This is a genomic window from Propylenella binzhouense, assembly GCF_009866965.1.
Taxonomy (GTDB): Bacteria; Pseudomonadota; Alphaproteobacteria; order Rhizobiales; family Afifellaceae; genus Propylenella; species Propylenella binzhouense.
In genome coordinates, this window is record NZ_SPKJ01000026.1 from 35,361 (window position 1) to 45,111 (window position 9,751).

General features: G+C 69.1%; 7 protein-coding genes. 1 reads left to right on the forward strand and 6 read right to left on the reverse strand.

All coding sequences use genetic code 11. The features are described 5' to 3' along the window. Nucleotides 1-3 precede the first annotated feature (3 nt). The gene (cobM, locus tag E4O86_RS09840; RefSeq protein ID WP_161140370.1) at nt 4-771 is read left to right on the forward strand and encodes a precorrin-4 C(11)-methyltransferase; all 768 of its coding nucleotides are present in this window, start codon (nt 4-6) and stop codon (nt 769-771) included. A 487-nt stretch (nt 772-1,258) separates the two neighbouring features. On the opposite strand, the gene acs is transcribed toward cobM, so the two are convergent. From acs to infB, 6 genes are all read right to left on the reverse strand, one after another. Next, entirely contained in the window at nt 1,259-3,214 is a 1,956-nt protein-coding gene (gene acs / locus E4O86_RS09845) for an acetate--CoA ligase (RefSeq protein ID WP_161140362.1), read from the reverse strand. A gap of 228 nt (nt 3,215-3,442) precedes the next feature. Continuing rightward, nucleotides 3,443-5,572: a polyribonucleotide nucleotidyltransferase gene (pnp, locus tag E4O86_RS09850; RefSeq protein ID WP_161140363.1), complete on the reverse strand. Its 2,130-nt coding sequence runs from the start codon at nt 5,570-5,572 to the stop codon at nt 3,443-3,445. 159 nt (nt 5,573-5,731) lie between these two features. After that, nucleotides 5,732-6,001 carry a 30S ribosomal protein S15 gene (gene rpsO / locus E4O86_RS09855; RefSeq protein WP_161140364.1) on the reverse strand — a complete coding sequence of 90 codons (270 nt, stop codon included), beginning with the start codon at nt 5,999-6,001 and terminating at the stop codon, nt 5,732-5,734. Between the two features lie 32 nt (nt 6,002-6,033). Continuing rightward, on the reverse strand, nt 6,034-6,972 hold the full coding sequence (truB, locus tag E4O86_RS09860; RefSeq protein WP_161140365.1) for a tRNA pseudouridine(55) synthase TruB: 939 nt from the start codon (nt 6,970-6,972) through the stop codon (nt 6,034-6,036). Then, nucleotides 6,972-7,391, reverse strand: coding sequence for a 30S ribosome-binding factor RbfA (gene rbfA, locus E4O86_RS09865; RefSeq protein WP_161140366.1), 420 nt, complete (start codon nt 7,389-7,391; stop codon nt 6,972-6,974). The genes truB and rbfA overlap by 1 nt, the downstream gene beginning before the upstream one ends. Before the next feature lie 322 nt (nt 7,392-7,713). Continuing rightward, nucleotides 7,714-9,751 (reverse strand): translation initiation factor IF-2 (gene infB / locus E4O86_RS09870; RefSeq protein WP_161140367.1); only part of this gene is annotated, 2,038 nt, incomplete at its 5' end.

Sequence of the window (9,751 nt, forward strand, 5' to 3'; positions counted from 1 at the left end):
GCGATGGTACACTTCATCGGCGCCGGGCCCGGCGCGCCGGACCTCATAACCGTGCGCGGGCTGCGGCTGATCGAGCGCTGCCCGGTCTGCCTCTATGCGGGCTCGCTCGTGCCGGCGGAGGTGGTGGCGGCGGCCCCGGCGGGTGCGCGCGTGCTCGACACCGCGCCCATGACGCTCGACGAGATCATGGCCGAGATCGGGCGGGCGATCGGGGAGGGCAAGGAGGTCGCGCGCGTCCATTCGGGCGATCCCTCGCTCTACGGCGCGGTCGCCGAGCAGATCCGCCGGCTCCGGGCCGCGGGGATCGCCTACGACATCACGCCCGGCGTGCCGGCCTTTGCCGCCGCCGCCGCCGCGCTCGGCCGGGAGCTGACGATCCCGGAGGTGAGCCAGACGGTGATCCTCACGCGGACCGCGATGAAATCCTCGGCGATGCCCGCCGGCGAGGACCTTCCGACGCTCGCGCAGTCCCGCGCGCTGCTGGTGATCCATCTCTCGGTGCGGAACCTGCTCGAGGTCGAGCGGCAGCTCTCGCCCGCCTACGGCGCGGATTGCCCGGTGATCGTCGCCTATCGCGTCGGCTGGCCGGACGAGGCCTACATCCGCGGCACGCTCGCTGACATCCGCGAGAAGGTGCGCGCGGCGAAGATCACCCGCACCGCGCTGATCTTCGTCGGGCGCGCCCTTTCCGACGCGGATTTCCGCGATTCCGCCCTCTACGACGCGGCCCATGTCCACGTGCTTCGGCCGAAGCGCAAGGCGCCGGGCTGAAGCCCGTCACGTTGTGCCACGGCAGGCGCCGCCGCGGCACGGCCTGCAACCTCCCCCTTGCGGGCAGGTCGAAAGCGGCGTCAGCCGCTTTCGGGAGGGGGCCTGACCGCTGCAACCGGCTCGGCCCGACCGGCAGGACCGGGCATCCGTTCGCGCGCCGCGGCAAGAATGGTGGCGCACACCCCGCGCACATCGCGAAAAATCGAGCGCCGTCCGGTCCATGCGGTCCGGCCCCCCTCCCGAGATTTCCGTCGCGTTCCGCTTGGAAATCTCGACCTCCCCGCAAGGGGGAGGTTGACGCAGCGGCAGTCGGCTCTGGTTCGAGGGGGCGTCTGGGTCCGGTTTGGCGGCGCGGATCGCGCTTTGGTGTTGGAAGATCCGGAAGGCCGAGCGCCGGTCAGTCTCCGCGGGCGTTGCGAGGCGCCGCCGCGGTACGGCTTCCAACCTCCCCCTTGCGGGGAGGCCGAGGCTGTGGCGGCGGGTCGGCTCACCGTTTGTTCTGGCGGTTCTCCACAAGGTTGTCCACGACGGTCGGGTCGGCCAGCGTGGAGGTGTCGCCGAGATTGGAGAAGTCGTCCTCGGCGATCTTGCGGAGGATCCGGCGCATGATCTTGCCCGACCGGGTCTTCGGCAGGCCGGGCGCGAACTGGATGAGGTCGGGCGAGGCGATCGGCCCGATCTCGGAGCGGACCCAGTTCCGGAGCTCCTTGCGCAGGTCGTCCGTCGGCTCCTCGCCCGCCATCAGCGTCACGTAGCAATAGATGCCCTGGCCCTTGAGGTCGTGCGGATAGCCGACCACCGCCGCCTCCGAGACCTTCGGATGGGCGACGAGCGCCGATTCGACCTCGGCCGTGCCCATGCGGTGGCCGGAGACGTTTATGACGTCGTCGACGCGGCCGGTGATCCAGTAATAGCCGTCCTCGTCGCGCCGGCAGCCGTCGCCGGTGAAGTACTTGCCGAGATAGGTCGAGAAGTAGGTCTGCACGAAGCGCTCGTGGTCGCCGAAGACGGTGCGCATCTGGCCCGGCCAGGAATCGGCGATGACGAGATTGCCGGTCGCCGGACCCTCGAGCGCCGTGCCCTCCGCGTCGACGATCTCCGGCTGCACGCCGAAGAAGGGCAGGGTGGCGGATCCCGGCTTCTGGGCGATCGCACCCGGCAGCGGCGTGATCATGATGCCGCCCGTCTCGGTCTGCCACCAGGTGTCGACGACCGGGCATCGGCCGTCCCCGACCACCCGGTGGTACCATTCCCACGCCTCCGGGTTGATCGGCTCGCCGACCGAGCCGAGGAGCCGAAGGCTCTTGCGCGAGGTGCGCTGCACGTTGCCGTCGCCGGCGCCCATCAGCGCGCGGATCGCCGTCGGCGCGGTGTAGAAGATGTTGACGCCGTGCTTGTCGATCACCTCCCAGAAGCGCGACGCGGTGGGATAGTTCGGCACGCCTTCGAAGATGAGCGTGGTGGCGCCGTTCGCGAGCGGGCCGTAGACGATGTAGCTGTGCCCGGTGACCCAGCCCACGTCCGCCGTGCACCAGTAGATGTCGCCGTCGTGATAGTCGAAGACGTATTGGTGCGTCATCGAGGTCCAGACGAGATAGCCGCCCGACGTGTGGAGGACGCCCTTGGGCCTGCCGGTCGAGCCTGACGTGTAGAGGATGAAGAGCGGGTCCTCCGCGGCCATTTCCTCCGCCGGGCATTCGGCCGGAACCTTCGCGATCTCGTCCTCGTACCAGAAGTCGCGGCCGTCCCGCATCGCGACCTTGCCGCCGGTGCGCCGGACGACGAGGACGGTGCGCACCGTCGCGCCGGCCTGCTCCGCCCGTTCGATCGCCTTGTCCGTGTTCGCCTTGAGCGGGATCGGCCGGCCGCCGCGCAGCCCCTCGTCGGCGGTGATGACGAATTCGGAGCGGCAGTCCTCGATCCGGTTGGCGAGCGAATCCGGCGAGAAGCCGCCGAAGACGACCGAATGGATCGCCCCGATCCGCGCGCAGGCGAGCATGGCATAGGCCGCCTCGGGAATCATCGGCATGTAGATCGTGACGCGATCGCCCTTCTTCACGCCGTGCGCCTTCAGCACGTTGGCGAGCCGGCAGACATGGCCGTGGAGCTCGGAATAGGTGATCGCCTTCGATTCCGACGGGTCGTCGCCCTCCCACAGGATCGCCACCTGTCCGGCGCGATCCTTGAGGTGCCGGTCGATGCAGTTCGCCGAGATGTTGAGGGTGCCGTCCTCGAACCATTTGATCGAGACGTTGTGCGGATCGAAGGAGGTGTCCTTCACCTTGGTGAAGGGCTTCATCCAGTCGATGCGCCTGCCGTGCTCCGCCCAGAAGCCGTTCGGGTCGTCGATGCTCCTGCGGTACCAGTCGCGGTAGCGCGCCTCGTCGATGAAGGCGCGGGACTTCCATTCCTCGCTCACGCCGAACAGTTTCGCCTCGGACATCGGAGCGGCCTCCTCACATGTTTGCGGCGGGCCTCCGCGGGCCCGTTTCCGCCCTTCATTATGCCGAGCGCGGCCGGAGCGTCCACACCTGCCGCCGGCTCGCGCTCGGCCTTTGGTTGCGGATCCCGCGCGGGGGGCGCGCCGAAACGGAAGAAGCCTCCGGCGTCGGCCGGAGGCTCCTCTTGGTAGGGGCTGAAGGGGCGGGGGCCGCCCCGGCCTTGCTGCGCGTCAGGCCGCCTCGCCGGCGCCGGCGAGCTCCTTGCCGGTCTGCTGGTCGACGGTCTTCATCGAGAGCCGCACCTTGCCGCGCTCGTCGAAGCCCATCAGCTTCACGTAGACCTTGTCGCCTTCCTTCACGACCTCGGTGACCTTCTCGGGCCGGCGCTCGCTCGTCAGCTGCGAAATGTGCACGAGGCCGTCGCGGGATCCGAAGAAGTTCACGAAGGCGCCGAAATCGACGACCTTCACGACCGTGCCCTGGTAGATCTGGCCGACCTCGGGCTCCGCCGCGATGCCCTGGATCCACTTCAGCGCGGCGCGGATCTTCTCGCCGTCGGCGGAGGAGATCTTCACCGTGCCGTCGTCGGAAATGTCGACCTTGGCGCCGGTCTTCTCGACGATCTCGCGGATCACCTTGCCGCCGGAGCCGATCACTTCGCGGATCTTGTCGACCGGGATCTTGATGACCTCGATCCTCGGCGCGTGCTCGCCGAGATCCGGACGGGCCTCTCCGAGCGCCTTGGCCATCTCGCCGAGAATGTGCATGCGGCCGGCCTTCGCCTGGTCGAGCGCGGTGCGCATGATCTCTTCGTTGATGCCCTGGATCTTGATGTCCATCTGCAGCGAGGTGACGCCGTTCGCGCTGCCGGCGACCTTGAAGTCCATGTCGCCGAGATGGTCCTCGTCCCCGAGGATGTCGGAGAGCACGGCGAAGCGGTCGCCCTCCTTGATGAGGCCCATCGCGATGCCCGCGACCGGCGCCTTGAGCGGCACGCCCGCATCCATCAAAGCGAGCGAGGAGCCGCACACCGTCGCCATCGAGGACGAGCCGTTCGATTCCGTGATCTCGGAGACGACGCGGAGCGTGTAGGGGAACTCGTGGGCGGCCGGGAGCATCGGATGCACGGCGCGCCAGGCGAGCTTGCCATGGCCGATCTCGCGCCGGCCAGGCGAGCCCATGCGGCCCGTCTCGCCGACCGAATAGGGCGGGAAGTTGTAGTGCAGCATGAAGCGCTCCTTGAAGGTGCCCTCCAGGCTGTCGATCATCTGCTCGTCCTCGCCGGTGCCGAGGGTCGCGACCACCAGCGCCTGCGTCTCGCCGCGCGTGAAGAGCGCGGAACCGTGCGTGCGCGGCAGCACGCCCACCTCGCAGAGGATCGGGCGGACCGTCGTCAGGTCGCGGCCGTCGATGCGGCGGCCCTCGTCGAGGATGCGGCCGCGGACGATCTCGCTCTCGAGCTTCTTGAAGAGATCGGAGACGAGCTGGGCGGAGGGCGCATCGGCGACCTCGGGGCCGCAGAGCGCCTCCTTGACCTTCGTCTTGGCGGCGTCGATCGCATCGCGGCGCTCGGCCTTGGCGGTGATCGAATAAGCGCGCCCGAGCTCGTCCGCGGCGAGCTCGCGGATGCGGCCGTAGAGCTCCGCCTGGTCGTCGGCCCCGTGCTCGCGCGGCTCCTTGGCCGCGCGCTCCGCGAGCCGGATGATCGCGTCGATGACCGGCTGGAAGCCGGCGTGGCCGAACATGACGGCGCCGAGCATGACATCCTCGGGAAGCTCGTCCGCCTCGGACTCGACCATGAGGACGGCATCGGCCGTGCCTGCGACGACGAGGTCGAGTTTCGATTCCTTCACCTCGTCCGTGGTCGGGTTGAGGACGAAGCTACCATTGATGTAGCCGACGCGCGCGCCGCCGATCGGGCCCATGAAGGGGACGCCCGAAAGGGTCAGCGCGGCCGAGGCCGCCACCATCGCCACCATGTCCGGGTCGTTCTCGAGGTCGTGCGAGAGCACGGTCACCACGACCTGCGTGTCGTTCTTGTAGCCTTCGGCGAAGAGGGGGCGGATCGGCCGGTCGATGAGGCGCGAGGTCAGCGTCTCCTTCTCGGTCGGACGGCCCTCGCGCTTGAAGAAGCCGCCCGGAATGCGGCCGGCGGCGTAGTACCGCTCCTGGTAGTTCACGGTGAGCGGGAAGAAGTCCTGGCCGGGCTTCGGCTCGCGCATCGAGACGACGGTGGCGAGCACGGTGGTTTCGCCGTAGGTGGCAAGCACCGCGCCGTCGGCCTGGCGGGCGATCTTGCCGGTTTCGAGGACGAGCGGCCGCCCGCCCCATTCGATTTCCACGCGCTGGTGGTCAAACATGGCCTATCCTTTCATGTGGAAAGCAGGATCGGCCATGCGCAAGACAGCCGGGCGCTCCGACGGAACTCAATCCGGAGCGACCGGCAATCCTGCCATGGCGGATCCTCGCCTTCATGGAAAAACGGCGGAACGGCCCTGCCGCTCCGCCGCGGGAAGCCTCTATCGGCGCAGTCCGAGCCGGCCGATGAGCGCCTGGTAGCGCGCCTCGTCGCGCGACTTCAGATAGTCGAGCAGACGGCGGCGCTGCGAGACGAGCTTCAGGAGACCACGACGCGAATGGTTGTCCTTGGCGTGGGTCTTGAAATGCTCGGTAAGATTGGTGATGCGCTCGGAAAGCAGCGCGACCTGCACCTCGGGCGAGCCGGTGTCGCCCGCCTGGGTGGCGTATTCCTTGATCAGTTCCTGCTTGCGATCTGCAGTGATCGACATGCTCGGTCATCCTCGTCTTCGAATGCCGGCGCTCACGGCTGGCCGGCCAGATTGAACACACGCTTCGGATTGAACGCGCCCTTCTCGACCTCGCCGAGCGCGACGGGAATACCGCCGGCAATCGCATAAGCGGGACCTGACATGACGGGCGCATCCCGTCCTCGCAGGATCACGGCCTGGCCTCGTCTCAGGCGCGCCGCGTCCAGATCGGTCATCTTGAGGGCCGGGATGCCGTCCAGCGCCGTTTCGACCGATCGCAACGCCCGGGCGGCGGAAAGGCCGCCAGGACCGGCGGGGTTATGGCGCAACTCCTCCAGCATTTCCAGCGAAATCATGTGGGACTCGTCGAACGGCCCGACGACGAGCCGCCTGAGGCCCACCACGTGACCGCGGGTCCCGAGCCGGCGGCCCATGTCGCGGGCAAGCGCGCGGACATAGGTGCCCTTGCCGCATTCGGCGAGGAACACCGCCGTGTCGGCGTTCGGGCATTCGACGAGGTCGAGCCGGTGCACCACGATCTCGCGGGCGTCGAGGCTGACGGTCTCGCCGTCGCGGGCGAGATCGTAGGCGCGCTCGCCGGCGATCTTCACCGCGGAATAGCGCGGCGGCACCTGCATGATCCGCCCGGTGAATTCCGGCAGCACGGCGCCGATCGCGGCCGGGTCGGGCCGCACGTCCGAGGTCGCGCAGACGGCGCCCTCGGTGTCGTCCGTTTCCGTCTCGGCGCCCCAGCGGACGGTGAAGCGGTAGACCTTGCGCCCGTCCATGACGAAGGACACCGTCTTCGTGGCCTCCCCGAGCGCGATCGGCAGGCAGCCGGAGGCGAGCGGGTCGAGCGTTCCCGCATGGCCGGCCTTCTGGGCGTCGAAGATGCGCTTCACGCGGGCGACCGCTTCCGTGGAGGTCATGCCGACGGGCTTGTCGAGCACGATCCAGCCGTCGACCTTCCGGCCTCGCTCACGACGTCCCATCAGTTCCCGTCCCCTTCGTCCCTGCGACCGAGATCGCGCGCCACCTCGGGCGAATTCAAGATCCTGTCGATGCGCATGTCGTCCTCGAACCGGGTGTCGAGGCGGAACGCGAGGTCCGGAATGACCCGCATCTGGCGGATCGCCGGCGAGATGCGGCCGCGCAGAAGCCGGGCGTTGCGGTTGAGCGCCGCCAACACCTTCTCGGTATCATGCATGCCGAGCGGCGCGACGAGCGCGGTCGCGTGCCTGAGGTCGGGCGACATGCGCACTTCGGAGATCGAGACGATCGCGCCGTCGAGCGCGGGATCGCCGATCGAGCCGCGCGTCAGCGCCTCGGCGAGCGCGTGCCGGACGAGCTCTCCGACCCGCAGCTGCCGCTGCGACGGCTGGCCGGATCTGTGTGTTTCGAAACGGGGCATTCTCGTCGGACAATTGGCGTTGGAGGTGGAGGCGGATTTCCGCCGGCAATCGCGCCCTTCGCGGTCTGCGGCAGGCGCGGTTGCCCAGATCTCAGCCGCTCTCAGCCGCGCAGGCGCCGAGGCCGCTGCTCCCGCCCGCCGCGCCGCCGGGGCGGCAAACGGAGACCGGCGCCGGCGGCGAGGGGGACCGGAAGCGGGACATTGAGCGCACAAAACTGCAAGCCGGTCATCCGGAAAGTCTCCCGAGCATGGCGCGTCCGGAAACACCGGCCGCGAGCCCGTCTGCTCTCCGGCGATCCCGCCCGAGGCGGGACCGCGCGGGCTAGAGCGTCCGCGCGATCTCCTCGACCCGGAAGCACTCGATGACGTCGCCCGGCCGCATGTCGTCGTACTTCTCGAAGGACATGCCGCATTCCTGCCCGACCTGCACCTCGCGGACATCGTCCTTGAAGCGCTTGAGCGTTGCGAGCTTGCCCTCGTGGATGACGACGTTGTCGCGGATGAGGCGGACGCCTGCCCCGCGCTCCACCTTGCCCTCGGTGACGCGGCAGCCCGCGACCTTGCCGACCTTCGTGATGTTGAACACCTCGAGGATCTCGGCATTGCCGAGGAAGGTCTCGCGCCGCTCCGGCGAGAGCAGGCCGGACATCGCCGCTTTGATGTCATCCACGAGGTCGTAGATGATGTTGTAGTAGCGGATCTCGATGCCGTCCCGTTCGGCCGCGGCGCGCGCCTGCGCATTGGCGCGGACGTTGAAGCCGATGATCGCCGCCTCCGAGGCCGCCGCCAGGCTGACGTCGGATTCGGTGATCCCGCCGACGCCCGAATGGACGACCTGGGCTCCGACCTCCTCGGTGCCGAGCTTGTCCAGAGCGCCGAGGATCGCTTCGACGGAGCCCTGCACGTCGCCCTTGATGAGGAGCGGGAAGTACTTCTTCCCGGCCGTCTGCAGCTGGTTCATCATCTGCTCGAGCGAGCCGCGGGCGCCGGCGATCCGGGCCGCGGTCCGCTCGCGCTTCAGGCGCTGGCGGTATTCGGTGATCTCGCGGGCCCTCGCCTCGCTGTCGACCACGCCGAGCCGGTCGCCGGCCTCCGGCGTCGCCTGGAAGCCGAGGACCTCCACCGGCATGGACGGGCCGGCCGACTTCACCTGCTCGCCCCGGTCGTCGAGAAGCGCGCGCACCTTGCCCCATTCCGCGCCGGCCACGATGATGTCGCCGACATTGAGCGTGCCGCGCTGCACGAGCACCGTCGCCACGGCGCCGCGTCCGCGGTCGAGCTTGGCCTCGATCACCACGCCCTCGGCCGGCCGCTTCGGGTTGGCGCGGAGGTTCAGCACCTCGGCCTGCAGCAGGATCGCCTCGAGCAGCCCGTCGAGGTTGGTGTGCTTCAGGGCGGAGACCTCGACCTCCTGGGTGTCGCCGCCCATCGATTCCACCACCACCTCGTGCTGGAGGAGCTCGGTGCGCACCCGGTTGGGATTGGCGTCCGGCTTGTCCATCTTGTTGATGGCGACGATGATCGGGACGCCGGCGGCGCGGGCGTGATTGATGGCCTCGACCGTCTGCGGCATGACGCCGTCATCCGCCGCCACCACGAGCACCACGATGTCGGTCGCCTGCGCGCCGCGGGCCCGCATCGCCGTGAAGGCGGCGTGGCCCGGGGTGTCGATGAAGGTGATCTTCTGACCGTCCTGCTCGACCTGGTAGGCGCCGATATGCTGCGTGATGCCGCCGGCCTCGCCGGAGACCACGTTGGCATGCCGGATGGCGTCGAGCAGCGACGTCTTGCCGTGGTCGACATGGCCCATGATGGTGACGACCGGCGGGCGCGGCTCGAGGTTCTCCTCGACGTCCTCGGCGCCGAAGAGGCCCTCCTCGACGTCGGAGGCCGCAACGCGCCGGACCCGATGGCCCATGTCCTCGGCCACGATCTGCGCCGTGTCGGCGTCGAGGATGTCCGTGATCTTCACCATCGTGCCCTGCTTCATCAGCAGGCGGATGACGTCGACGGCGCGCTCGGCCATGCGGTTGGCGAGCTCCTGGACGGAGATCGCCTCCGGGATAACAACGTCGCGGACGATCTTCTCCTGGTTCGGGTTGAAGCCGTGCGTCTGGCGCCGCTCCTTCTCGCGCTTGCGGCGGACGGAGGCGAGCGAACGCTCGCGCTCGTCCTCGAGCGCGTTGGTCACGGTGAGCCTGCCGCGGCGGCGGTCCTCGCCGACGGCCTTCTTGGCCGGCTTCGGAATCTCGATGCGCTTCGGCCGGGCGAGCGGCATGAGCGGCTTCGCCTCGGTCGTCGCCGGCTCGCGCGCGGCCGGTGCCGCGGTGGCGGGCGCGGCCGGGGCGCCCGCGGGCTTG

Excerpts from the sequence above, each read along its gene's own strand:
- cobM (WP_161140370.1), top strand. The coding sequence starts at position 4 with ATGGTACACTTCATCGGCGCCGGGCCCGGCGCGCCGGACCTCATAACC.
- acs (WP_161140362.1), bottom strand. The coding sequence starts at position 3,214 with ATGTCCGAGGCGAAACTGTTCGGCGTGAGCGAGGAATGGAAGTCCCGC.
- pnp (WP_161140363.1), bottom strand. The coding sequence starts at position 5,572 with ATGTTTGACCACCAGCGCGTGGAAATCGAATGGGGCGGGCGGCCGCTC.
- rpsO (WP_161140364.1), bottom strand. The coding sequence starts at position 6,001 with ATGTCGATCACTGCAGATCGCAAGCAGGAACTGATCAAGGAATACGCC.
- truB (WP_161140365.1), bottom strand. The coding sequence starts at position 6,972 with ATGGGACGTCGTGAGCGAGGCCGGAAGGTCGACGGCTGGATCGTGCTC.
- rbfA (WP_161140366.1), bottom strand. The coding sequence starts at position 7,391 with ATGCCCCGTTTCGAAACACACAGATCCGGCCAGCCGTCGCAGCGGCAG.